General features: G+C 57.5%; 21 protein-coding genes and 2 pseudogenes. 17 read left to right on the forward strand and 6 right to left on the reverse strand.

What is annotated here, in order from left to right; genetic code table 11:
* Positions 1-9 precede the first annotated feature (9 nt).
* From ACZ1HE_RS10460 to ACZ1HE_RS10515, 12 genes and pseudogenes are all read left to right on the forward strand, one after another.
* A complete protein-coding gene (locus ACZ1HE_RS10460; protein ID WP_472620702.1) occupies positions 10-741 on the forward strand; it encodes an isoprenyl transferase in 732 nt (243 codons plus the stop codon).
* On the forward strand, positions 738-1,520 hold the full coding sequence (locus tag ACZ1HE_RS10465; protein WP_472620703.1) for a phosphatidate cytidylyltransferase: 783 nt from the start codon (positions 738-740) through the stop codon (positions 1,518-1,520). Before ACZ1HE_RS10460 ends, ACZ1HE_RS10465 begins: the two co-directional genes overlap by 4 nt.
* Complete coding sequence (gene dxr, locus ACZ1HE_RS10470; protein WP_472620704.1) at positions 1,520-2,692, forward strand: 1-deoxy-D-xylulose-5-phosphate reductoisomerase; 1,173 nt, start codon at positions 1,520-1,522, stop codon at positions 2,690-2,692. The genes ACZ1HE_RS10465 and dxr overlap by 1 nt, the downstream gene beginning before the upstream one ends.
* Positions 2,693-2,697: 5 nt before the next feature.
* Positions 2,698-4,044: an RIP metalloprotease RseP gene (rseP, locus tag ACZ1HE_RS10475; protein ID WP_472620705.1), complete on the forward strand. Its 1,347-nt coding sequence runs from the start codon at positions 2,698-2,700 to the stop codon at positions 4,042-4,044.
* A gap of 72 nt (positions 4,045-4,116) precedes the next feature.
* On the forward strand, positions 4,117-4,242 hold the full coding sequence (locus tag ACZ1HE_RS10480; protein ID WP_472620706.1) for a hypothetical protein: 126 nt from the start codon (positions 4,117-4,119) through the stop codon (positions 4,240-4,242).
* A 235-nt stretch (positions 4,243-4,477) separates the two neighbouring features.
* Complete coding sequence (gene bamA / locus ACZ1HE_RS10485; RefSeq protein ID WP_472620707.1) at positions 4,478-6,730, forward strand: outer membrane protein assembly factor BamA; 2,253 nt, start codon at positions 4,478-4,480, stop codon at positions 6,728-6,730.
* 132 nt (positions 6,731-6,862) lie between these two features.
* Positions 6,863-7,327 carry an OmpH/Skp family outer membrane protein gene (locus ACZ1HE_RS10490; protein ID WP_472620708.1) on the forward strand — a complete coding sequence of 155 codons (465 nt, stop codon included), beginning with the start codon at positions 6,863-6,865 and terminating at the stop codon, positions 7,325-7,327.
* 69 nt (positions 7,328-7,396) lie between these two features.
* On the forward strand, positions 7,397-7,861 hold the full coding sequence (gene fabZ, locus ACZ1HE_RS10495) for a 3-hydroxyacyl-ACP dehydratase FabZ (RefSeq protein ID WP_472620709.1): 465 nt from the start codon (positions 7,397-7,399) through the stop codon (positions 7,859-7,861).
* A 3-nt stretch (positions 7,862-7,864) separates the two neighbouring features.
* Positions 7,865-8,650 (forward strand): acyl-ACP--UDP-N-acetylglucosamine O-acyltransferase, encoded by a 786-nt coding sequence (lpxA, locus tag ACZ1HE_RS10500; protein WP_472620710.1) that lies wholly within the window; start codon positions 7,865-7,867, stop codon positions 8,648-8,650.
* Between the two features lie 2 nt (positions 8,651-8,652).
* Entirely contained in the window at positions 8,653-9,447 is a 795-nt protein-coding gene (locus tag ACZ1HE_RS10505) for an LpxI family protein (protein ID WP_472620711.1), read from the forward strand.
* Positions 9,447-10,608, forward strand: a pseudogene (gene lpxB, locus ACZ1HE_RS10510) (lipid-A-disaccharide synthase). Before ACZ1HE_RS10505 ends, lpxB begins: the two are co-directional and overlap by 1 nt.
* Before the next feature lie 4 nt (positions 10,609-10,612).
* A complete protein-coding gene (locus ACZ1HE_RS10515) occupies positions 10,613-11,137 on the forward strand; it encodes a hypothetical protein (protein ID WP_472620712.1) in 525 nt (174 codons plus the stop codon).
* Between the two features lie 205 nt (positions 11,138-11,342).
* Here ACZ1HE_RS10515 and mnmA read toward each other — a convergent pair whose 3' ends face one another.
* The gene (gene mnmA, locus ACZ1HE_RS10520; RefSeq protein ID WP_472620713.1) at positions 11,343-12,488 is read right to left on the reverse strand and encodes a tRNA 2-thiouridine(34) synthase MnmA; all 1,146 of its coding nucleotides are present in this window, start codon (positions 12,486-12,488) and stop codon (positions 11,343-11,345) included.
* Between the two features lie 130 nt (positions 12,489-12,618).
* Between mnmA and sciP the strand changes: the two genes are divergently transcribed.
* From sciP to recG, 4 genes and pseudogenes are all read left to right on the forward strand, one after another.
* Positions 12,619-12,912, forward strand: coding sequence for a CtrA inhibitor SciP (sciP, locus tag ACZ1HE_RS10525; RefSeq protein ID WP_472620714.1), 294 nt, complete (start codon positions 12,619-12,621; stop codon positions 12,910-12,912).
* Positions 12,913-12,995: 83 nt separating this feature from the next.
* Positions 12,996-13,713 (forward strand): annotated as a pseudogene (gene ctrA / locus ACZ1HE_RS10530) (response regulator transcription factor CtrA).
* Positions 13,714-13,858: 145 nt separating this feature from the next.
* A complete protein-coding gene (gene ligA / locus ACZ1HE_RS10535; RefSeq protein ID WP_472624437.1) occupies positions 13,859-16,084 on the forward strand; it encodes an NAD-dependent DNA ligase LigA in 2,226 nt (741 codons plus the stop codon).
* Positions 16,081-18,171: an ATP-dependent DNA helicase RecG gene (gene recG, locus ACZ1HE_RS10540; RefSeq protein WP_472620715.1), complete on the forward strand. Its 2,091-nt coding sequence runs from the start codon at positions 16,081-16,083 to the stop codon at positions 18,169-18,171. The genes ligA and recG overlap by 4 nt, the downstream gene beginning before the upstream one ends.
* Before the next feature lie 478 nt (positions 18,172-18,649).
* Here the strand turns inward: recG and ACZ1HE_RS10545 are convergent, their stop codons facing one another.
* Both ACZ1HE_RS10545 and ACZ1HE_RS10550 read right to left on the reverse strand, forming a co-directional pair.
* Positions 18,650-19,291 (reverse strand): MarC family protein, encoded by a 642-nt coding sequence (locus ACZ1HE_RS10545; protein ID WP_472620716.1) that lies wholly within the window; start codon positions 19,289-19,291, stop codon positions 18,650-18,652.
* Between the two features lie 56 nt (positions 19,292-19,347).
* Positions 19,348-19,800: an iron-sulfur cluster assembly scaffold protein gene (locus tag ACZ1HE_RS10550; RefSeq protein ID WP_472620717.1), complete on the reverse strand. Its 453-nt coding sequence runs from the start codon at positions 19,798-19,800 to the stop codon at positions 19,348-19,350.
* 48 nt (positions 19,801-19,848) lie between these two features.
* Between ACZ1HE_RS10550 and hisI the strand changes: the two genes are divergently transcribed.
* Positions 19,849-20,226, forward strand: a complete 378-nt coding sequence (gene hisI / locus ACZ1HE_RS10555) for a phosphoribosyl-AMP cyclohydrolase (RefSeq protein WP_472620718.1) — start codon at positions 19,849-19,851, stop codon at positions 20,224-20,226.
* 57 nt (positions 20,227-20,283) lie between these two features.
* Here hisI and gluQRS read toward each other — a convergent pair whose 3' ends face one another.
* Genes gluQRS through trmFO form a run of 3 tightly spaced genes read right to left on the reverse strand, consistent with a single transcriptional unit; the run spans position 20,284 to position 23,113 of the window.
* Positions 20,284-21,123, reverse strand: coding sequence for a tRNA glutamyl-Q(34) synthetase GluQRS (gluQRS, locus tag ACZ1HE_RS10560; protein ID WP_472620719.1), 840 nt, complete (start codon positions 21,121-21,123; stop codon positions 20,284-20,286).
* Positions 21,120-21,734, reverse strand: a complete 615-nt coding sequence (locus ACZ1HE_RS10565; protein WP_472620720.1) for a class I SAM-dependent DNA methyltransferase — start codon at positions 21,732-21,734, stop codon at positions 21,120-21,122. Before ACZ1HE_RS10565 ends, gluQRS begins: the two co-directional genes overlap by 4 nt.
* A gap of 23 nt (positions 21,735-21,757) precedes the next feature.
* Positions 21,758-23,113 (reverse strand): methylenetetrahydrofolate--tRNA-(uracil(54)-C(5))-methyltransferase (FADH(2)-oxidizing) TrmFO, encoded by a 1,356-nt coding sequence (gene trmFO, locus ACZ1HE_RS10570; RefSeq protein WP_472620721.1) that lies wholly within the window; start codon positions 23,111-23,113, stop codon positions 21,758-21,760.
* Between the last annotated feature and the right edge of the window lie 176 nt (positions 23,114-23,289).

Raw genomic sequence — 23,289 nt, forward strand, 5'->3', positions numbered from 1 at the left:
GGCGCGCCGATGCCCAAGGACCCGTATTCCGACCCACCGGCAGGCCCACGTCATGTCGCCATCATCATGGATGGCAATGGGCGTTGGGCACAGGCCCGAGGGCGTCCTCGCCTGTTTGGCCACCATGCTGGCGCCAAACGTGTACGCGAAGTTGTTGAAGCTTGCCCGAGTTTGGGTGTTAAGTATTTAACAATATTTGCGTTTTCCACCGAGAACTGGAAGCGTACTCAGGTCGAAGTGGCCGGGTTGATGAGCCTGTTTCGCCGCTACATTGCCAAGGAAACCCGTGCGCTGGACGCCAGAGGCGTTCGGGTTCGCTTTATCGGAGACAGGGTGAGGCTGGATGCCAAACTGATTTCGCTGATGGATCAGTTGGAGGTGCAGACCAGTAGAAATGAAGGGGTTCATCTGACGATTGCGCTAAACTACGGCGGTCGGGATGAGGTGGCGCGGGCAACCAAGCGGTTGGCTCAGGATGTCGCCGAAGGCAAGCTTCGACCCGAGGATGTGGACGAGGAAACTCTGCCGCGTTACCTGGATACGCATGTGCTGCCAGATCCCGATCTGGTTATTCGAACCAGCGGTGAGGCGCGGATTTCAAACTTCCTTCTGTGGCAGTCGGCCTATGCCGAATACGAGTTCATCGACACACTATGGCCGGATTTCACCGCGGAAGAACTGGGGCGGCTATGTCGAGGCTATGGTAGTCGAGACCGCCGGTTCGGAGCGGTCAAGAAATGAGTGAAGGACGTTGGTCAGATCTTACCGCACGCGTCGGTTCGGCAATTGTGCTGGTGGCAATCGGCGCGGTCGAAGTCTGGTTGGGTGGTCTTTGGTTTGAGGCCTTCATCGCAGCGGCCTGTGGGATCATGACCTGGGAACTTGTCAGGATGATCGATCCGGCCAAACCTCAGGTTGCCAATCAACTTGCGCTATTGACGGCTGCGGCCGTGGTGCTCAGCTATCACATCCCAGCACTCTTTGTGCTGCCAGTGTTGCTCTCGCTGGCGCTCGTTGGTGTGGGGCAGATCACCAAACAACGCGGCCTCTACGGCATGTTTGCCTTTTGGATCACCTGTGCGGGGCTGGGCTTCATTTCGATCCGCGAGAACATGGGGTTCGAGTGGATGCTGTGGTTGATCGGCGTGGTCGTCGCAACCGATGTTGCAGGCTATTTCATTGGCAAAGCTATCGGTGGGCCAAAGTTTTGGCCTGCCATCAGCCCCAAGAAAACCTGGTCAGGAACAGCAGGCGGTTGGGTTGCTGCTGCGATTGTTGGTATTGGGTTTGCGATCTACGGCGGGTACGGGGTGCGACTGGTTGTGATCTCGATTCTGGCATCGATGTTCTCACAGGCGGGCGACATCGCCGAAAGCGCGCTAAAGCGAAGAGTTGGGATCAAGGACAGCTCGAACCTGATCCCGGGGCACGGCGGATTTCTGGATCGATTTGATGGCATGATGGGCGCGGCATTGTTTGTGTTGCTAGCTGGTCTGCTTTACGCGCCCGGAGATATGTGATGCGCAAAGTCTCGATTTTCGGGGCAACAGGATCCGTCGGGCAGAACACGGTTGATCTGATTTCCCGCGATCCTGCCAGCTATGACATCGTGGCGCTGACAGGCGGTGCGAATGTTGCCTTGTTGGCCGACGATGCCAAACGTCTGAAGGCCGATATCGCGATCACGGCCTATGAAACACATCTGGATGACTTGCGCGCAGCCCTCGCCGGAACCGGGATCGAGGCCGCCGCAGGGCAGGCGGCTTTGGTCGAAGCCGGGGCACGGCCCGCTGATTGGGTGATGTCGGCCATCGTGGGAGCAGCAGGTCTGGCACCGGGGCTCGAAGCGTTGAAGCAAGGCGCGACACTGGCCTTGGCAAACAAGGAAACACTTGTGTGTGCCGGTCAGTTGGTGCTTGAAACCGCGCAGAAATACAACGCGCGGCTTTTGCCGGTTGATAGCGAACATTCGGCTATCTTTCAGGCGCTGGTTGGCGAAGACATTTCGTCAGTTGAACGGATCATAATTACGGCAAGCGGCGGGGCATTTCGCGACTGGCCGCTTGAAGCTCTGGAACATGCGACACTGGCCGAGGCGTCAAGCCACCCGAATTGGGACATGGGGCAGCGCATTACAATTGACAGTGCTTCCATGTTCAACAAAGCACTCGAAGTCATTGAAACCCGAGAGTTCTTTGGCGTAGACCCATCGCAGATCGAGGTCATCATTCACCCGGAATCCATGGTGCATTCGCTGGTCGGGTTCCGTGACGGTGCCCTGATGGCTCATCTTGGAGCTCCAGACATGCGTCATGCCATAGGTTATGCGCTAAACTGGCCCGTGCGGCGCGATCTGCCGATTGCACGTCTGGATCTGGCACAATTGGGTCAGTTGAATTTCAAGTCACCAAATCTTGATAGGTACCCAGCTTTGCGCTTGGCCTATGGTGTCATGGAGCGGGGCGGTTTGTCCGGGGCGGTTTTCAACGCGGCCAAGGAACGAGCCCTGGATGCGTTTATCGCGGAGCGGATCGGTTTTCTGGAGATGGCGCAGGTGGTCGAGACGGTGCTGGACCGATTTGAGGCCAATCCGGGTCTTATTGATGCCCAAATGACACTTGATAACGTCACCCAAACAGACCATTTGGCCCGTACATGGGCAGATGAAGCAATGGCGCAGCGAGCAGGATAGGTAAGTTGGATATTCTTGGATTGATTCCTCAGTTCGGCAGTGCGGTCTATACCGTCGCCGCCTTTGTACTGGCGTTGTCGGTCATCGTGTTTGTGCATGAATACGGACACTACATCGTGGGCCGCTGGTCCGGCATTCACCCGGAAGTTTTCTCTTTGGGTTTCGGCCCAGTGATCTGGAGCCGCATCGACAAGCGCGGCACGCGCTGGCAGTTGGCGCTTTTGCCCTTCGGTGGGTACGTCAAGTTCCTTGGAGATGCCAATGCTGCGTCGGGCAAGGATACCGACGCCATGGAATCCTTCGACGATCCCGAAACCCTGCGGCGCACCATGCACGGGGCGCCTTTGTGGGCCCGCACAGCCACTGTTGCGGCAGGGCCCGTGTTCAATTTCATCATGTCTATTCTGGTCTTTGCGGCGATTTTCATGTTCCGCGGCGAGGCGACCGATCCGCTGACGGTTGGCGAACTCAAGGCGTTGCCGAACACCGTTCAGGAATTGCGCATCGGGGATGAGATTACGTCGATCAACGGTGTTGCTACGCCCAGATTCGATGATCAGGGCGAGTGGAGTGCCTTTATAGACAAGCTCGAGCCGCAGCCACAGCTGGACTATGGCGTGCTACGCGATGGCCAGTCCTTGACTGTGACCGGGCCTTGGTTATTCCCTCCGCTGATACAGCAAGTGGCGCCGCGGAGTGCCGCGATGGATATCGAATTGCAGTCCGGTGATGTTATTACCGCCGTCGAAGGCGAGCCAATCTATGCGTTTTCACAGCTTAAGGAGCACGTCGAAACCTCGAACGGTCGTGTGCTACTGCTTGATGTCTGGCGGGATGGTGCAATGTTGGAATTCGCTCTGGCACCTCGCCGAACGGATGAACCTCAGCCAGAAGGTGGGTTCAAGACCCATTGGCGCATCGGCATCGTTGGCGGCATGGCGTTACTACCTGCGACTCAAACGTCAGGCCCGATTGACGCTTTGTCGGGTGGTGTTTCACAAACCATTCGAATCGTGCAGGGATCTTTGTCTGGTGTCTGGCACATGATCACTGGTGCGATCAGCACCTGCAATATTTCCGGTCCTATCGGGATCGCCGAAACCTCGGGCGCGATGGCCAGTCAGGGTGCGCAAAACTTCATTTGGTTCATCGCCGTCCTGTCCACCGCCGTGGGGTTGATCAATCTATTCCCGGTGCCTGTTCTGGATGGTGGCCACTTGGTGTTCTACGCCTATGAGGCGGTCGTCGGCAAGCCGCCCAGCGATGGTGCGCTGCGGGTGTTGATGGGCATTGGCATTACGCTGGTTCTGTCTTTGATGGTCTTTTCGGTGGGCAACGATTTGTTCTGCTAAAGGGCCACGCCCAAGTCCTGCCACATTTGCCTGTTAAGTTTTGGTGAAGATGAACACCAGAGGATCAGGACCATGCAGACCCTGCAGCATTCTTACCGCGGATTGAGCCTTTTGTTCCAGTTGAACTGGGACCGGTTGCTATATTTGGGAACGATTGCCGCGGCGCTTATGCTGGGAGCCTTCCTGGGCAGCCTTTGATTCTCACGATTTTGGTTTGGAAATGACACGCGGTCCTTGGGGCCGCGTGTCTTTTGTGCTTTTGACAACGCGACCCAATCCCGCTACTGACAACCCAATGTCTGCTAAACATTCGGGTTGATAATAAAATGAAAATCAGGAGAGGCGCAGGAACATCCTGCGGTTGTCAGCATACAGGCTCCTATATGTTGTATCGAGCGCTAGGCGTATTTTTTCTTTTTTTGCAGCCACCTTTATGGTTTTTTCCTCCGAGGTTTCGGCTCAGAATTACACATTCAATTCGGTTCAGGTTGAGGGCAACCAGAGGATTGAAAGTTCGACGATTATTACCCGTGCAGGAATCACGCGCGGGCAAAACGTATCCGCAGGTCAATTAAATGACGCCTACAAGCGTATTCTTGACAGTGGCGTTTTTGAGACAGTTGAGTTGACGCCACGTGGCAGTACGTTGGTTATCTCGGTGACGGAATACCCGACGATCAACAAAATCAACTTCGAGGGCAATCGCCGTATCAAGGATGAAAACCTGATGGACGCCATTGGGTCCGAGTCACGTCGCGTGTTTACTCCGGACCAGGCTGAAAAAGATGCCTCAACCATTGCTGAAATCTACTCGGCTCAAGGTCGTGTTGCAGCAACCGTTGTGCCTCGGATCATTCGTCGGGACGGAAACCGTGTCGATCTGGTGTTTGAAATCAGCGAAGGCGACACGATCGAGATTGAGCGCGTCAGCTTTGTTGGCAACCGTGCGTATTCCGACCGACGCCTGCGCCGGATTCTGGAAACCAAACAGGCCGGTTTCTTGCGCACTTTCATCCGGTCAGACACGTTCATCGCGGATCGTATCGAGTTCGATAAACAGGTGTTGCGAGATTTCTATCTGTCGCGCGGGTATGTCGATTTTCGTGTAAACAGCGCCAATGTGGAATTCACCCGAGAGCGTGATGCGTTCTTCCTTGTTTTGGATGTACAGGAAGGGCAGCAGTTCTCCTTTGGCAATATCTCGACTGTCAGCGAAATTAACGGTGTAGATGCTGCGGAATTTCAGGAAGCGCTCAAGATTAAACCTGGCGTGATCTACTCGCCGTCACTTGTCGAAAACTCTATTGCGCGTCAGGAACGGTTGGGCCTTCGTAAAGGTGTTGATTTTCTTCGCGTGGAGCCACGGATCACACGCAATGACCGGGATCTGACACTGGACGTTGTGTTTGCCCTTGTGAAAGGCCCGCGCATTTTCGTCGAGCGGATTGATATCGAGGGTAATACGACCACTCTGGATCGGGTGATCCGTCAGCAATTCCGTACGGTCGAAGGCGATCCTTTTAATCCTCGGGAAATCCGCGAGAGTGCCGAGCGCATCCGGGCTTTGGGATTCTTTGCCGAGTCGAACGTGGAAACACGTGAAGGGACAACCCCGGACCGCGTAATTGTCGACGTAGACGTTGAAGAGCAACCCACGGGTTCGTTGAGCCTGGGTGGTAGTTTTTCGGCAAACGACGGTTTTGGTATCGCGATTGGCTTGAACGAAAGCAACTTTCTGGGCCGCGGCCAAAACTTGAGTTTGACCTTGTCGACGGCACAGGATGCCGAGCAATATATTCTGGGATTTTCAGAACCGCATCTTCTGGGTCGAAACCTTATGTTTGACCTCGACCTTGGGGTTTCGACGCGGAACTCTAGCTTTGCCAGCTATGATACAGAGCGTAAGTTCTTTGCGCCGGGGTTGACGTTCTCTACAGGTGAACTGTCCTCACTGCAGCTTCGGTACCGTTGGGAAGCAAGCGAAATGCTGGCACGGGAAAATTCGACCACTGGTTCAGTTATCACATCGGAAATTGCTCAAGGCGAGCGGTCATCGAGTGTCTTGGGACTGGCTTATATCTATGACAGCCGTTTGGGTGGGTTGAACCCCAATGCAGGTTTTAGGTTCGAAGTTGGGGTCGATGCTGCCGGATTGGGCGGTGACAACGAGTATGTCAAAACAACCGCCAAAACGATTGCCCAGACTCGTGTTTGGCACGAAGAGGTCACACTGCGGGCCACTCTGGAAATGGGGGCCTTCAGCTGGCGTGGTACCGGTTCGAGCCGTACCATCGACCGTTTCATCTTTGGGCCGGATACGTTCCGAGGCTTTGAACCTGCCGGTGTGGGTCCGCGAGACTTGTCCGGCGGTGTAGATGACGCCATTGGTGGTAACTACTATGCCGTTGCCAGGTTCGAGGCTGAATTCCCATTGGGACTACCGGAAGAGCTGGGTATTCGCGGGGGTGTCTTCTACGATGTTGGCAACCTTTGGGATGTGAGCAACGTGAACACAGCTGGTGGGAATATTGTGGGTGGCGATGGGTCATTCCGCCATGTCATCGGATTCTCCGTGTTGTGGACCACAGCCTTTGGACCGCTGCGGTTCAACTTTTCCAAGGCCCTCAAGAAAGAGAGCTTTGACAAAGAGCAGAGCTTTGACCTGACCATTCAGGCTAGATTCTGATATCTGCATGCGGATTTGGTCATACCAGACAAAAACACAGGGCCAAGTTTTGGCCCTGTGTTTTGCTTTTGCCTGACGGTTGTCTGCGGCGCCGTCAGTGCCCAGCAACTTGGAGTCGTTCAAAGCCAGATCATGACAATTTCGATCGAGCGGCTTTTTGCGGAGTCTCAGTTCGGCAGACGGATATCCAACGAAATAGATGCGGAAAGCGCTGTTCTTGCTGCTGAAAATCGGCGGATTGAGGGGGAGCTTGAGCAGGAAGAGCAGGACCTGACTGAGCGGCGAGCGTCACTGGAAGCCGAAGCCTTTCGCGTTTTGGCAGATGCATTCGATCAAAAAGTGCAGACACATCGGACAACGCAAAAACAAAAATACGAGGCTCTCAATCAGAAGAGTGATATCGCCAGGGCCGAGTTTTTACAGGTTATTGTGCCGATCCTCGAAAATCTTCGCCGTGAATCGGGCGCGGTTGTGTTGATTGAACAGTCGACCGTGTTTTTGGCCGACCCGGCGGTGGACGCAACCGAGATTGCAATTTCTAGGGTCAATTTGGCCCTTGGCGACGGCAAACGCCTCGATCCGGTTGAGCAAGATTAGCGGAGCTTGCTCTGACTGCCCGAGATTGTTACTCAATCTGCTAATTTCATAAGACAGGAAACCTGCGTCATGACCACCGAAACAAAGAGTGCTGACATCCAGTTGATCCAGCGCATTCTACCGCATCGCTACCCGTTTCTGCTGGTTGACCGGGTTGAAGATATCGACGGGTTTTCATCTGCGCGGGGCATCAAGAACGTGACGATGAACGAGCCTCATTTCCAGGGGCACTTTCCCGGAACGCCTATCATGCCCGGGGTTACCATAGTCGAAGCAATGGCTCAGACCGCAGGGATTTTGCTGGGTGTTGGATTGGACATGATCGACACCAATATGCTGATCTATTTCATGAACATCGACAAATGCAAGTTCCGCCGAAAAGTGGTTCCAGGCGATGTGCTGGAGATGCATGTGACAATTGTGCGCGGCAAGCCAGGGGGCAAGGTTTTCAAGTTCCACGGCAAGGCCGTTGTCGGAGATGAGGTCGCGGCCGAGGCCGAATTCACCGCTATGGTCGACCGGCAAGAGGGCTGAATTATGGCGCAGATACACCCAAGCGCGGTGATAGAAGATGGCGCACAGTTGGGCGCAGACTGCATTGTAGGCCCGTTCTGCCTTGTTGGGCCGAACGTGCGGCTTGGCGATCGAGTTGAGCTGAAATCCCATGTAGTTGTCACGGGTCATACCGAGATAGGTGAAGAGACGATAGTCTTCCCTTTTTCGGTTATCGGGGAAATTCCTCAGGACCTGAAGTTCAAGGGCGAAGACAGCAGGTTGATCATCGGCAAACGTAACCGGATCCGAGAAAATGTTACGATGAACGCGGGTACCGAAGGCGGTGGTGGATTGACTCGCGTTGGTGATGACGGGCTGTTCATGGCCGGATGCCATATTGCACATGATGCTCTGATCGGTGACAGGGTCATTGTTGTGAACTCGGCAGCTGTGGCTGGGCACTGTGTGCTCGAAGATGACGTCATCATCGGCGGACTGTCCGGCATCCACCAGTGGGTTCGCATCGGCAGAGGGGCTATCATTGGAGCGGTCACGATGGTGACCAATGATGTCATTCCCTTTGGTTTGGTACAGGCTCCGCGCGGAGAGCTGCACGGGCTGAATCTTGTTGGTCTCAAGCGTCGTGGCGTGCCACGGGCGGATATCACAGCGTTGCGAGCCGCTTTTCAGATGATGGCTCAGGGCGAAGGAACTTTTCAGAACCGGATCAAGCGAATGGGGGATGAATTCGACAGCGAATACGTAACCGAGATCGTGGATTTTGTTCTTGGTGACACTGATCGATCATTCCTGACCCCGGGGGGCTGACGATGTTGGCACTGATTGCTGGTGGGGGTGATCTACCCTCAGAACTGGTTGCGCGGTTGACGGATCGCCCGGTGATTTGCGCCCTCGAAGGATTTGGGCCGGATACGCTGGACGTGGATTTGCCCTTTCGCCTGGAAACTCTTGGAACGTTGCTTGCAGCCTTGTCAGAGCAGGGCGTGACCCAAATCTGTATGGCAGGGTCCGTAGGGCGCCCAGCTGTCGATCCGGCACGGATCGACGCTGCCACGATGCCGTTGGTGCCGACACTGCAACAGGCTCTTGTATCGGGTGATGACAGTGCCTTGCGCGCGGCGATCGGCATTTTCGAACAGGCAGGGCTGAATGTTATTGCTGCGCATGAGCTTGCGCCTGACCTGTTACCTCAGCTGGGTGTTCTGACCGAGACGAGCCCATCTGAGAGCGATGAAAAAGACGCTGATCGCGGCGTCAGCATTGTGCGCGCGATGGCTACGGCAGACGTTGGTCAAGCCTGCGTTGTGCTCAAGGGGCAGGCCTTGGCGATCGAGGGCGTGTATGGCACCAACTGGATGCTGCAATCGCTCACACGGCGCCCTGATGCGGGGGGCGGTGTGATGATCAAGCTGCCCAAACCGGGTCAGGACCGCCGCGTCGACCTGCCGACCATTGGGCCGGACACTGTAACGGCTGCCGTCGCGGCAGGCCTGTCGGGCATCGTTATCGAAAAGGGCGGTGTCATGGTGTTGGACCGGGACGCGGTGGTGGCGGAATGCAACCGCTTGGGCCTGTTTCTGTGGGTGCGGGAGCGCGCGTCCTGATGCGTGTTTTTGTCCTTGCCGGTGAACCCTCGGGCGACCGGCTGGGAGGTGCTTTGATGGCGGGGCTACGGCAATTGCGCCCTGAGGTGCAATCTCGACGGTATTGGCGGCCCCCTGATGCAGGCACAGGGGCTGCAAAGCCAATTCCCGATGCAGGAACTCTCTGTCATGGGTCTGACCGAGGTTCTGCCCAAATACTTTCACCTTAAACGCCGCATAGCGGAAACGGCTCAGGCCATTCTGGATTTGCGCCCGGATGTGGTGATCACCATCGACAGCCCCGATTTCAGCCTGCGGGTGGCCAAGCTGGTAAAAGACGCCAGCGATATCCGCACCGTGCATTACGTGGCCCCGAGTGTCTGGGCCTGGCGTCCCAAAAGGGCCGACAAGATGGCAAAGGTCATCGACCATGTACTGGCGCTCTTGCCCTTCGAGCCGCCCTATATGGAACGCGCGGGGATGGAGTGCGATTTCGTGGGCCATCCGGTGGTAGGCGAGCCGCAAGCGACGGAGGCCGAGATTGCGCAGCTGCGCGTTGAGCATGAGCTTGGCGACGCGCCGATTCTTTTGGCCTTGCCAGGCTCACGCCGCAGCGAGGTCGAGCGGCTCTCAGACGTCTTTGGCGCAGCTTTGCGGGAATTCCTGAACAAACACCCAGATATGCGCATCGTCATCCCAACCGCGCCGCATGTGGCCGAGTTGGTGCGTCAGAAAACGGCGCAATGGCCGGGGCAACCAGTGGTGCTGGCCTCGGACAAGCAGGATGCAGATACGGCGGCGGCGCAAAAACGTGCGGCCTTTTCCGCGGCCGAACTGGCTCTGGCGGCATCCGGCACCGTGTCGTTGGAACTTGCGGCGACACAAACACCCATGGTGATCGCTTATAGGTTCAGCTGGCTGACTTACAAAATCATGGAGAGTATGGCCCTGATCGACACCGTGACCCTGGTCAACCTGGTTAGCGACACGCGCGTGATCCCCGAATGCCTGGGGCCTGCCTGCCTGCCGGGCAACATCGCGCAAGCCCTGTCAGATGTACGCGCCAACCCGCAAGCTCAGGCTGAAGCGATGCGGGTGACGATGGAACGTCTGGGGCAGGGCGGCGAGGCGCCGGGCCTGCGCGCGGCGCGTGCGGTGTTGAGCCGACTGGCCACGAGCTAGGGCGATGGATTTGTTCGCCTTTGGCCTGTCCGCTGCCGTGGCCCAGGTTCTGACCAACATCGACAACCTGGCGGCGCTCCTGGCCCTGTCGCTGGTGGTGGGGAAGTGGCGCGCAATCGCGGGCTATGTGGCCGCCCAGGCTGTGATCCTGACCTTCGCTTTGGCTGTTGCAATCGGGTCCGAGCAATTGGTGCCAAGCAATGTGGGCCTGTTGGGGGTGATCCCTATCGGTTTGGGGGTGCGTGGCCTTTGGAAGCAGTTTCGCGATGCCGACGGAGAGCAGGCAGAGATCTATTCACGCAGCAGTTCGTTTGCAATGACAGGCCTCTTGTTCCTCGGTCTGTCGATGGACAGCTTTGCGGTCATGGCGCCACTCTTGGCCGATTCTGCGTCGCTCTATCGGCTTGCAGCCCTTGTGGGGGCCGTGGTGGCGGTTTTGGCGCTTGGAGCGATTGGGTTGATCTTTGCTCTGAACGCGCGCCCGACGGGTTTTGGACACGTAGGTTCGAGCGACTGGCGCCCTTTGTGATGATTGCTGCGGGGTTTTACGTGCTGCTCGACAGCGGCACCGACCTGCTGTGACGCAAGCGGGATGCCAGGGAGACAAACCCTCCCGCCCATCGAAGATGCCCTTGCGGGGCACCTCCTCTGGTTGGGCCGGGCGCCTCGCCTTCGGCTCGGCGCGCAACCGCAGAACGCGGGCATTGGCCTGACAGGTCAGCCTGTTGGCGAGATCAGTAGCCGCGCCAGATCCAGCCGCCGCCAAAAATGCGACTGCCTCCGGTCTCATAGAACACGCAAGCCTGGCCCGGCGACACACCTTCTTCGGGGCTGAGCAGTTCTACCTCGGCGGTGGTATCGCTGAGCGGGCGGATGATCGCCTCGCGTGGAGGGCGGGTTGAGCGCACCTTGACCGAGACATGCCATTCCTTTTGCGAAGTGAATGGCTCATCCCCCAGCCAGTTGATCTCACGCACAGGGATCGTGCGGGTCGAGAGCAGCTCTTTGGGGCCGACGACGACCTGTTTGCTGTCCACATCCAGTTTTACCACATACAGCGGCTCACTCAGGCCGCCGATGCCCAAACCCCGGCGTTGACCGATGGTGTAGTGGATGACGCCGTGGTGTTCGCCCAACACGCGGCCGTCGGCATGTACGATCTGTCCGGGCTCTGCCGCACCGGGACGCAGCTTCTCGATCACGCTGGCGTAGTTGCCGTTGGGAACAAAGCAGATGTCCTGGCTGTCGGGTTTGTCGGCCACCGACAAGCCATACTCGGCCGCCATTTCGCGCGTTGCGTCCTTGGACGGCAGGTGCCCCAATGGGAAACGCAGGTAGTCGAGCTGTTCCGGCGTGGTCGAGAACAGGAAATACGATTGATCGCGGTTGGCATCTTCGGCCGAATGCAACTCGGGACCGTTACTACCTATCATGCGTTGGATGTAGTGGCCGGTGGCCATACAGTCAGCCTCGAGATCCTTGGCGGTTTCCAGCAAGTCCTTGAATTTCACCCTCTCGTTGCAGCGGATACAAGGAACAGGTGTGGCGCCCGCCAAATAGCTGTCGGCAAACTCGTCGATGACGGCTTCTTGGAAGATGTTTTCATAGTCCAGAACGTAGTGTGGGAACCCGCGCTCTTCGGCGACGCGGCGCGCATCATGGATATCGATGCCCGCACAGCAGGCGCCTTTCTTGGCCAGCGCAGCGCCATGGTCATAAAGCTGTAGCGTCACGCCCACCACGTCATAGCCCTGATCGGACAGGTAAGCGGCCACGACCGAGCTGTCGACACCCCCTGACATGGCAACAACGACCCGCGTTTCCGACGGGGGTTTCGCAAATCCAAGCGAGTTCAGCGGTGCGTCGGTATCCAGCGCCATGGGGCGGCTCCTGTTCGAACGGGAAAGACCAGCGGAATATAAGAAAATCCTACACACTCTCAAGAGGCGGTTTCATCCCCCGTTAAGTAGGCTGGCCCAAAGTCCTTCATATCAGGAAAAAGGACAGGTGATGTTTTTGCGTAAAGTAGAAGGGCCAAGGTCTGTGACTCTGCCGGATGGAAGTATCATGACACGGGCCGATTTGCCGCCATCAAACACACAACGATGGGTTGCATCTCGTAAAGTCGCAGTGGTGCGTGGAGTAGTTTATGGTTTGATCACTCTTTCCGACGCTCAAAAACTCTATGGGCTCAGTAAAGAGGAATTTAACAGTTGGGTAGAAGCGGTTGCAGATCACGGAGTCGACGCGCTCAAGGCGACGTCTCTAAAAAAATATAGACAACCTAAGGTTGATCAAGCATAACTGCATTAATGGTAACGCGAGGTTAACCTTTATTGGTCACGGTTAATCACAATGACGGGACCTGATTAAGGCGGAGATATTCTATGCGCGTACTTCTTGTTGAAGACGATCCAACGACATCAAAGAGTATCGAGTTGATGCTGACGCATGCCAACTTGAACGTATATGCAACGGACCTCGGAGAAGAAGGGATCGATCTGGCCAAGTTGTATGACTATGACCTGATCCTTTTGGACCTGAACCTGCCTGATATGAACGGGCATGAGGTGCTGCGCCAATTGCGCATGGCGCAGAATCGAAACTCCGATTTTGATACTGTCAGGAGCTGATGACACCGAAAGCAAAATCAAGGGATTTGGCTTTGGGGCCGATGATTACCTGACCAAGCCATTCCATCGCGAGGAGCTGGTGGCGCGTATCCACGCGATCATTCGCCGTTCCAAGGGGCATTCCCAATCGATCATAAAGACAGGAAGAGTGTCCGTGAATCTGGATGCCAAGACGGTGGATGTGGACGGGAAGACGGTTCATTTGACCGGCAAGGAATACCAGATGCTTGAGCTTCTGAGCCTGCGTAAAGGAACTACGCTCACCAAAGAGATGTTCCTCAATCACCTTTATGGCGGGATGGATGAACCCGAACTCAAAATCATCGACGTGTTCATCTGTAAACTACGAAAGAAATTGAGCAACGCGACAGACGGTGAGAACTACATCGAAACTGTTTGGGGGCGCGGCTATGTGCTTCGAGATCCTCAACCAACCGAGATGTCGGACCCACGCCTGGCCGTTGGCGCCTGACAACAGAAAATTGCCTAACTGCCGGTCCAGACGGCCACCACTCACGCATGAACACATCTGGACCTGATCGTAGCCTCGTCCTATCACTTGAAACACTTCTCAAGTTTGGGGCGAGGCCGTGACAGACACCATCGACATCGAGGCAATGACCGAGGATCAAGCCAGTGCTGAACTAGCCCGGCTGGCGGATCTTTTGGGGCAGGCAAATGCCGCCTATCACAGCGCTGACGATCCGGTGATGTCAGATGCAGATTATGATGCGCTGAAACGGCGCAATACTGCGATCGAAGCACGGTTTCCGCAACTCAAGCGCGACGACAGCCCAACCGATCAGGTGGGAGCTGGCCCGACCGAGGCGTTCTCCAAGATCACCCATGTGGTGCGGATGCTGTCGCTGGGCAACGCTTTTGATGACGAAGACGTCGATGGATTCGACACATCGATTCGTAAATACCTGGGACTTGGGGGCAAAGATCCGCTGGCCTATACGGCTGAACCCAAGATCGACGGTCTGTCTCTGTCCCTGCGGTATGAGCAGGGTGTATTGGTGCAGGCCGCCACCCGGGGGGATGGCGAGACGGGCGAAAACGTCACTGCCAATGCCCGCACCATAACGGATATTCCGCAACAATTGCAGGGCGCGCCGGATGTGCTTGAAGTGCGGGGTGAGGTCTATATGTCCCACCCGGATTTCGAGGCGCTGAATGCGCGTCAGACCGAGCGGGGCGGAAAAACCTTTGCCAATCCGCGCAACGCCGCTGCGGGCTCCTTGCGGCAATTGGATGCGGAAATCACCAAGTCCCGCCCTTTGCGGTTCTTTGCCTATGCCTTGGGGGATCTGTCTACACCTCTTGCTGAAACGCAGATGGGGGCTATCGACAAGCTGGCGGATTTGGGGTTTCAGACCAATCCGCTCACCAAACTCTGCGCGACACCTGCCGAGTTGATCGCGCATTACCACGACATCGAAGAGCAGCGCGCGACGCTTGGCTATGATATCGACGGCGTCGTCTACAAGGTCAACGATCTGGACCTGCAAGCGCGGCTTGGCTTTCGCTCGACCACGCCCCGTTGGGCGATTGCCCACAAATTCCCGGCAGAGCTGGCCTGGACCCGGCTCGAATCGATCGACATTCAGGTGGGCCGCACCGGCGCGATCAGCCCTGTGGCACGTCTGGCCCCGGTCACGGTGGGCGGCGTTGTAGTGTCCAATGCGACGCTGCACAACGAAGATTACATACAGGGCCGCGATGCCTCGGGCAATGAAATCCGCGGCGGTAAGGACATCCGCGTCGGCGATTGGGTGCAGGTCTACCGCGCCGGTGACGTGATCCCCAAAGTGGCCGATGTGGACCTGAGAAAACGACCTGCGGACGCGCAGCCATACATCTTTCCAACCACATGCCCCGAATGCGGCAGTCCTGCGATCCGCGAAGAAGGCGATGCCGTACGCCGATGCACCGGTGGGGTCATTTGTCCTGCGCAGGCTGTTGAAAAATTGAAACATTTCGTCTCTCGCAAGGCGTTTGACATCGAAGGCCTGGGCGCCAAACAGATCGAGATGTTTCATGGTGATGAGATGCTGCCGATCCGCACGCCCGAAGACATCTTTACACTGCAGGCTCGTGATGCAGCCACTCTGGTGCGGCTCAAGAACCGCGATGGCTGGGGCGATACCTCGGCCAGTAACCTGTTCGCGGCCATTGACGAAAAGCGGACCATCCCGTTGATCCGGCTGATCTTTGCCCTTGGTATCCGACATGTGGGCGAGGTTGGTGCGCGTGATCTGGCACTGCATTTCGGCGATTGGGACGCGATGGCGCAGGCAGTCGACATAACGCGTCCCGCAGCTTTGGCGCATCGCGGCGCAGACGAAGCAGAAGACGCCGAGCGGATCGCGGCCAAGGCCGAAGGTCGTCGCGCCCGAGTGAAAGAAGTGCGCGACAAGGCGCTGGCCCAAGCCGAAGTACCAACTGACGCTGCCGCAGCTTGGTCGGACCTGACCGGCATTGACGGGATCGGCGCCACTTTGGGACTGTCACTGTCGGATGCTTTTGCCAATGCTGATGAACGCGCGGCATTCGATGCCTTGCGGGCTCATTTGACCATCGTGCCGCCCGAAGCGCCCACTCAAGACAGCCCTGTTGCAGGCAAAACTGTTGTCTTCACCGGTACTTTGGAAAAGATGACGCGGGCCGAAGCCAAAGCGCGTGCGGAATCACTGGGGGCAAAGGTCTCCGGCTCGGTCAGCAAGAAAACCGACCTGCTAGTGGCGGGGCCGGGTGCAGGATCCAAGGCCAAGAAGGCAGCGGATTTGGGGATCGAGACGCTGGATGAAGACGGCTGGCTAGAGCTGATCGAGGGGCTATGAGCGGACGCCCAGAACCCCTTTTCCCGCTGTTTGCGGGTCTGGAAACACTGGACGGTGTCGGCCCAAAAACGGCCCAACTATTGGCCGCGCTTGAGATCGAGACGCCGCGTGACGTCTTGTTTTCACTGCCTTATGCGGTGGTTGATCGCCGTCGCCGTGACACGATCAAGGGCGCGGATCTGCCGGGTACGCTGACGGTCGAGGTGACGGTCGACAGCCACCGTCCATCTCGCAATCGCGGCGGGGCCTATCGTATCCACGTTCATGACGCGCAGATGGATTTCCAACTGGTGTTCTTCCATGCGCGCTCGGATTACCTCAATCGTGTTCTGCCGCAAGGGTCGGTACGGGTGGTTTCAGGCAAGCTCGAGCTGTTTGACGGCATGGCCCAAATGGTTCATCCCGATCACATCCTGCCCGTGGCCGAGGCGGGCGATATCCCCGAATTTGAGCCGGTTTATCACCTGACCCAAGGTGTGACGCAAAAGACGGCTAATAAAGCCGCGCAAAGCGCTTTGACGCGCGCGCCGGAGCTGGCTGAATGGATTGATCCCGCCCATCTAGAGCGCGAAGGCTGGCCCGATTGGGTCTCGGCCATGGATGCGGCACATCATCCGCAAGGCTTGGACGACGTCAGCCCGTTTTCAACTGCGCGCATGCGCCTGGCGTATGACGAGTTGATGGCGCATCAGATGACCTTGGCTCTGGCGCGGCAGCGTGAGCGCAAGACGCGAGGTGTGATCAGCATCGCCACGGGGGATCTGCAATCGCGGGTGCTGCGTAAGTTGCCCTATCGCCCGACCGGAGCCCAAGCCCGCGCGATTGAAGAGATCGCCGCTGATATGGCCTCGGACCAACGGATGAACCGGCTGCTGCAGGGCGATGTGGGTGCGGGTAAGACGCTGGTGGCCTTCATGGCGTTGCTGGTCGCGGTCGAAGCCGGTGGGCAGGGCGTCATGATGGCGCCAACAGAAATACTGGCGCGTCAGCATTTGGAAGCGTTGCAGCCCTTGGCCGAAGACGCAGGCGTGGTGCTGGAACTTCTGACGGGCCGGGACAAGGGGGCGGAACGGCGCGCCAAACTGGCGGCGCTGGAACGCGGCGATATTCAGATCCTCGTCGGCACGCACGCGGTGTTTCAGGCTGATGTAGAGTTCAATGACCTGCGCTTGGCAATTATCGACGAACAGCACAGGTTTGGTGTGCGTCAGCGGATGGAATTGGCCAAAAAGGGCGTTGGCGCGGACGTTCTGGTGATGACCGCCACGCCGATCCCGCGCAGCCTGTCGCTGGCACAATACGGCGACATGGATGTCTCGATCCTTGATGAAAAACCGCCGGGACGGAAACCGATCAAGACGGCCGTCATAAGCACCGATCGGATGGATGCAGTTGTGAATCGTCTGCGTCAGGCCATTGATGAGGGGCGGCAGTGTTATTGGGTCTGCCCACTGGTGGACGAATCCGAACTGGTTGATCTGACCGCCGCCGAAGAACGGTTCAAACGCCTGCGTGCTATTTTGGGCGAGGGGGTTGTGGGGTTGGTCCATGGTCAGATGCCGCCTGCCGAAAAAGATGCGGCCATGGCGGCGTTCCAGTCGGGTAAGACCAAGGTTCTGGTCGCCACCACGGTGATCGAGGTTGGGGTGAACGTGCCCAATGCCACCATCATGGTGATCGAACGGGCCGAGATATTTGGCCTGGCACAGCTGCACCAGCTGCGCGGTCGGGTGGGGCGCGGGGATGCGGAATCGACCTGCCTGTTGATGTACCAAGCACCACTCAGCGAAACGGGGCGCAAACGGCTTGAGGTGCTGCGCGAAACAGAGGACGGGTTCCGGATTGCTGAAACCGACCTGCAGATGAGAGGCGCTGGCGATCTGATCGGGACAGCTCAATCAGGGCTGCCTCGATTCCGTATTGCAGACCTGGAACGTCAAGCCGCGTTGATGGCGGTGGCACAGTCTGATGCTCGAGCTTTGCTTGCCGCTGATCCAGATCTTTCCACAGACAGGGGGCAGGCGGCGCGTGTTCTGCTGTGGTTGATGAAACAGGATCAGGCGATCCGGCTAATTTCTGTCGGTTAACTTGCAGTAATCGAAAGGTTTTTTCAAAAAGAGCGATTGTATGTTCTCATCGAGAGAACAAAAAGTTCACAAATGTTCTCAAAAAGTTCTTTACAGACTCGGCGAGAAATGAGAACAAAAGGTCAACAAAGACTTAACGCTGACACCAACCATTAACCCGGAGACGCCAGATGCTGAGCCAGATCAAAACCGCCATGACCCGTTCCCAGAACACGCTGCTGCAAGACGCGGCTGGTGCGGCGTCTTTAGTGGTGATGCTGGTGGTGGCGCTGCACCTTCCCAACCTTTGACATTCGAATTTCTGCCTGCGATCTCATGCCCGGACCCATTCGCATCCTGTCCCATTGATGAAAGGGTGACCTGCCTATCCTTACCCTGAACGGGCCCTGCCTCGGCCCTGAATGGCCACCGGACCCCACATGAGACCCGCAATACCTTCCGCCGCTCTTTCCCGCCCGAAAGAGCGGCGGATTTTTCTTTAGAGTTGGCCGGTTTTGACGATTTCAAGGATCGCTGACAGCACCGCGTTGGCGGCGACCGAGGCCAGGATCATCCCCATCACACGGCTGACAATTGCGGATCCTGCGTGACCGATCAGACGAATGATCGGATCAGCAAACAGCATGAACAAAAAGGCAGCAGCAATAACCACCAGCATGACACCTGCTGTCAAAGCCTGATCCGCAATTCCCACCTGATTGTTGTCCGTGAGCATAACGATTGCCAGCATGGCGCCGGGTGACGCAAGCGATGGCACAGCCAGCGGAAAGATGGCTGGATTGGGTTTCTCAGCGTCTGCGGCGTTGTATTGTTCGGACTGTTTTTGATCTGTTTCCGGTTTGCTTTCGCCGAAAATCATGGTCAGGGCAAAAAGAAACAAAACGATGCCGCCCGCAACCTGAAAGGAGTTCAGACCAATATCCAATGCATCAATCAGCAATTGCCCGAACACAAGGAAGAACAGCAAAACACCAGCGCTGACCAACGCAGCCTGAAACGCAGTCTTGCGTCGTGCTGCAGCGTCTAGTCCTGCGGTAACGGCAATGAACACCGGTACCGTGCCAATGGGGTCAATTACGACCCAAAGGGTGACAAAACTGTCGATCAATTCCTGCAACACAACTCTCCCCTGAAATCTGGGGCGAGCCTAGCGTCGTGATTGCATGTTGACCAGCGTCAGGCGCAATTGGCCTGTTCTGCCTGATCCATTGCTTCGAGTGTCGCCTCAAGCGCCAGCAGGATCGAGGCATGGCGGTTTTTGTAGTCACGAGCGGGAATCAGCACTTCGAGCCCGTCAAAGGGGGCATCGGGGACAGGTCCGTCTGATTTTAGCATCGCCTTGAGCTGATCACGCGCGGTTTCCACCTGCGCCCGCGTGGCGCCAATGATGGCACTGCCCACGACCGAAGCCGAAGCCTGACCAAGCGCGCAGGCCTTCACGTCTTGGCCATACTCGGCAATCTTACCGTCTTTCATGGTCACATCGACGGTGACGGTGGACCCGCACAAGGGCGAACGGCGCTTGACCGTGGCGCCGGGGCTTTCGAGCCGGTCCAAGTGAGGAATATCAGCGGCAAGCGCCAAAATCTTAGCTGAATAAAGCTTGATCAGATCGGTTTCGCCGGACATGGCTTTCCCTCGTTGTTCGTTCCCCATACATAGTGGGCCAACGCCGCGATGCAAAAGGTTTTTGCCATGACATTTGATCCCTCGACTTTGACCTATAACGACGCGGGCCTTATCCCGGCAATTGCACAGGATGCGACCTCAGGCGAGGTGCTGATGATGGCCTGGATGAACGCCGAGGCGGTGACAAAGACGCTGGAAACGGGCCGAGTGACCTATTGGTCGCGTTCGCGACAGTCGTTCTGGATCAAGGGCGAAAGCTCGGGGCACGTTCAGGAGTTGGTGGACTTTCGCCTTGATTGCGACCGCGATTGCCTGCTGATGACAGTGAACCAGACCGGGGCTGCCTGTCACACCAACCGGCGGACGTGCTTCTATACGGCGGTTCGTGAGGGCGACGAGGTCGAGTTGATGAAGCCGATGGAGTGAGTGGCGCTTGTCGTGCAATGGCCTTCGGCGAGAGTATTTGTGAAAGGGTGAAGGGGTTCAGAGCCCGACCAATTGACGGATGTCTTGCGCCGTTGCACCCTCGCTTCGGTATTTGGCAATGGCCTTGGAGTCATCGCGTTTGGCGAGACGCTTGCCGACCTCATCCCGGATTAGGCGATGGTGATGATAGATCGGGGTGGGCAAATTCAGCAAGTGTTGCAGCAACACTTGCAGAAAGGTTGTCTGATACAGGTCTTCGCCACGCACCACATGGGTGATCTCTTGCGCGGCGTCGTCGATGACAGCGGCGAGTACATAGGATGGTGTTTCGATCTCTTTGCGGCCCAGAACCGGATCGCCGATTTCGTGGATCAGCTGCGCATGGTTCACCATGTGGGTGCCCGCGTGTTTCAGCCCTGTTTCAATCAGGCGCATCTCAGGCACCTGTTCCAGAGCCTTTGCCATATCTAGGCGTAGTGCATCGCCGGGTTCGCGGCTGTCCATATCCCGGGTGCGGCAGGTGCCGGGATAGACGCCGGGGGCCAGTGGCACGCCTTCTTGTGGGGCGGACAAGGCGGCGCGGATGTCGCTGCGACGACAGGAGCAGGGGTAGATCAGCCCTCGATCCGCCAGTTGCATCAGGGACGCATTGTAACGCTCTAGATGCTCGGATTGGCGCAGAACGGGTGTTTCCCAGCTCAGCCCAAGCCACTGCAGATCGTCATAAATCTGCGCCTCCCAATGATCGCGCGCGCGGGCTGTGTCGGTGTCTTCGATCCGCAGCAGGAATTGGCCTTGTTCGGCCGTTGCCATGTCAAATGCGAGCAACGCGGAATAGGCATGCCCAAGATGCAGTGGTCCGGTCGGAGATGGGGCAAATCGGGTTTTGAAAGTCACGCTTTTTCAACGACGTAGACGTTAGATTTCATGTCCATGCCGGGCAGGTGGTCACCGTAATCCTTGCTGAGCAACCGCGCGGCCCCCATGTCCAGCCAATCGTTCAGGCGTCCCTCAAAAGCCGGATCGCTGAGAGCGTGATCGTTGAAAGAGAACGCCAGCAAACCGCCACGTGGCAAGGCATGCATCAACAAGTCAAAGGTCTCGGGTGGAGCTGCGCCGATGCCGATGACGCCTGTCGCGGTGATTGCGGAGTAGGCGCCCTGTGCAATCGGAGCAGGGTCAGCAATGTCGAAACCCGTCAAGGTGCGATAAGCATCCTTGGAACGCGCGCCGTCAAGCATCTCGGACGACGGGTCCATCCCGTCCACTATCAAAAATCCCGCGCGCCGCAGTGCCAGTCCTGACAGCCCAGTGCCGCATCCGAAATCCAAAACGGGCGTATCCAGATCCGTGATCTGTGCCTTTAACGCCTCGGCCACGCGACCGGGGGTGGCATAGCCGTTTTCGGCAATTTCGGCGTCGTACGACGCGGCCCATTTGTCGTAATGGTCACGGGTCGCTTCGGGGGTATCAAGGCTATAGGCGTCGGCCAGGAATTTCTCACTCATAGCCGACATGTTAAGCGCGGGTTTCAGGCCGCGTCCAGAGTGGAATGGCCCAACCAGTCGGTCCAAGCCGCCTTGGCGCGGTCGGTATAGGCTTTGTAGCGGTCCTTGCGCCCGCGACGCCCGCCCTTGAGACCGTCGACCGGGCGAAACAGACCAAAGTTGACGTTCATCGGCTGGAACGTCTTTGCCTCGGCGCCCCCGGTGATGTGGTGGATCAAGGCACCCATGGCACTGTCTTGCGGAACTTGCGGCAATTCGATCCCGAGAATCTCTGCCGCCGCCATCCGGCCGGCAAGCAACCCCATGGCCGCGCTTTCGACGTAGCCTTCGACGCCGGTGATTTGCCCCGCAAAGCGTACGTTGGGCCGCGATTTCAGCCGCATCTGATCGTCCAGCAGTGTGGGCGAGTTCAAAAACGTGTTGCGGTGGATGCCGCCAAGGCGGGCAAAGCTGGCGTTTTCCAACCCCGGGATCATGCGGAGAACTTCGGTTTGAGCGCCGTATTTCATCTTGGTCTGGAAGCCTACGATATTGAACAGCGTGCCAAGCGCGTTGTCGCGGCGCAGCTGCACAACGGCGTGTGCCTTGATGTCGGGCTGATGCGGGTTGGTCAGCCCCACAGGCTTCATCGGTCCGTGGCGCAGGGTTTCGCGCCCACGTTCGGCCATAACCTCGATCGGCAGGCAGCCGTCGAAATATCCAGCGGTCTCGCCCTCGTGGAATTCGGTTTTGTCAGCGGTCAGCAGCGCGTCGATGAACGCCTCGTACTGGTCCTTGTCCATCGGACAGTTCAGATACGCGGTGCGTTCTTCTTCGGTCTCGCCCTTGTCATAGCGCGACTGCATCCACGCTTTGGACATGTCGATGCTCTCGGCGTAAATGATCGGCGCGATTGCGTCGAAAAAGGCCAGCGCCTCGGCGCCGGTTTCGGCCTGGATCGCCGCGCCCAGATCGGGTGAGGTCAGCGGACCCGTGGCAAAGATCCAATTGCCGTCGTCGGGCAGGTCGGTGATTTCTTCGTATGACACGGTCACACGGGGGTGTGACTTCAGCTTGGCTGTCACGGTTTCGGCAAAGGGTTCGCGATCGACGGCAAGGGCACCGCCCGCGGGCAGCTTGTGTTTGTCTGCCGTTGTCATGATCAGGCCATTGGCGGCGCGCATTTCCCAATGCAGTAGTCCAACGGCGTTTTGCTCGTCATCGTCCGAGCGGAAGGAGTTCGAGCACACCATCTCTCCCAGATTGCCGGTCTGGTGGGCAAAGGTTTCGACCTTGGGGCGCATTTCATGCAGCACCACGTCAACGCCCATTTCCGCCGCCTGCCAGGCGGCCTCGGACCCGGCCATGCCGCCGCCCACGATATGCAAGATCTGTGTCATGAGGTGCCATTTAGGGCAGGGTGGCCGCGCACGCAACGCCAGACAGCGGGCGTCAAGGGGCTGAAACTGCCTTTAGTGCCATCTGTCCAGATTGTGATGGGGGTGTTTTTGGGGTCGCCGCTGCGGGAATGTCGGTGTCAGAGAGAGGCTGACAAGGAGGGACCTTCCGCCCACGG

Source organism: Falsiruegeria sp. JB4-1 (assembly GCF_055693495.1).

Bases quoted from the DNA above. Each gene is read 5' to 3' on its own strand.
- ACZ1HE_RS10515 (WP_472620712.1), top strand. From the start codon at position 10,613: ATGGATTTGTTCGCCTTTGGCCTGTCCGCTGCCGTGGCCCAGGTTCTG.
- ACZ1HE_RS10505 (WP_472620711.1), top strand. From the start codon at position 8,653: ATGTTGGCACTGATTGCTGGTGGGGGTGATCTACCCTCAGAACTGGTT.
- ACZ1HE_RS10550 (WP_472620717.1), bottom strand. From the start codon at position 19,800: ATGTCCGGCGAAACCGATCTGATCAAGCTTTATTCAGCTAAGATTTTG.
- mnmA (WP_472620713.1), bottom strand. From the start codon at position 12,488: ATGGCGCTGGATACCGACGCACCGCTGAACTCGCTTGGATTTGCGAAA.
- ACZ1HE_RS10565 (WP_472620720.1), bottom strand. From the start codon at position 21,734: ATGAGTGAGAAATTCCTGGCCGACGCCTATAGCCTTGATACCCCCGAA.
- ACZ1HE_RS10490 (WP_472620708.1), top strand. From the start codon at position 6,863: ATGACAATTTCGATCGAGCGGCTTTTTGCGGAGTCTCAGTTCGGCAGA.
- hisI (WP_472620718.1), top strand. From the start codon at position 19,849: ATGCAAAAGGTTTTTGCCATGACATTTGATCCCTCGACTTTGACCTAT.
- bamA (WP_472620707.1), top strand. From the start codon at position 4,478: ATGGTTTTTTCCTCCGAGGTTTCGGCTCAGAATTACACATTCAATTCG.
- lpxA (WP_472620710.1), top strand. From the start codon at position 7,865: ATGGCGCAGATACACCCAAGCGCGGTGATAGAAGATGGCGCACAGTTG.
- recG (WP_472620715.1), top strand. From the start codon at position 16,081: ATGAGCGGACGCCCAGAACCCCTTTTCCCGCTGTTTGCGGGTCTGGAA.
- ACZ1HE_RS10465 (WP_472620703.1), top strand. From the start codon at position 738: ATGAGTGAAGGACGTTGGTCAGATCTTACCGCACGCGTCGGTTCGGCA.
- ACZ1HE_RS10480 (WP_472620706.1), top strand. From the start codon at position 4,117: ATGCAGACCCTGCAGCATTCTTACCGCGGATTGAGCCTTTTGTTCCAG.
- ligA (WP_472624437.1), top strand. From the start codon at position 13,859: ATGACCGAGGATCAAGCCAGTGCTGAACTAGCCCGGCTGGCGGATCTT.
- ACZ1HE_RS10460 (WP_472620702.1), top strand. From the start codon at position 10: ATGCCCAAGGACCCGTATTCCGACCCACCGGCAGGCCCACGTCATGTC.
- sciP (WP_472620714.1), top strand. From the start codon at position 12,619: ATGTTTTTGCGTAAAGTAGAAGGGCCAAGGTCTGTGACTCTGCCGGAT.
- dxr (WP_472620704.1), top strand. From the start codon at position 1,520: ATGCGCAAAGTCTCGATTTTCGGGGCAACAGGATCCGTCGGGCAGAAC.
- trmFO (WP_472620721.1), bottom strand. From the start codon at position 23,113: ATGACACAGATCTTGCATATCGTGGGCGGCGGCATGGCCGGGTCCGAG.
- fabZ (WP_472620709.1), top strand. From the start codon at position 7,397: ATGACCACCGAAACAAAGAGTGCTGACATCCAGTTGATCCAGCGCATT.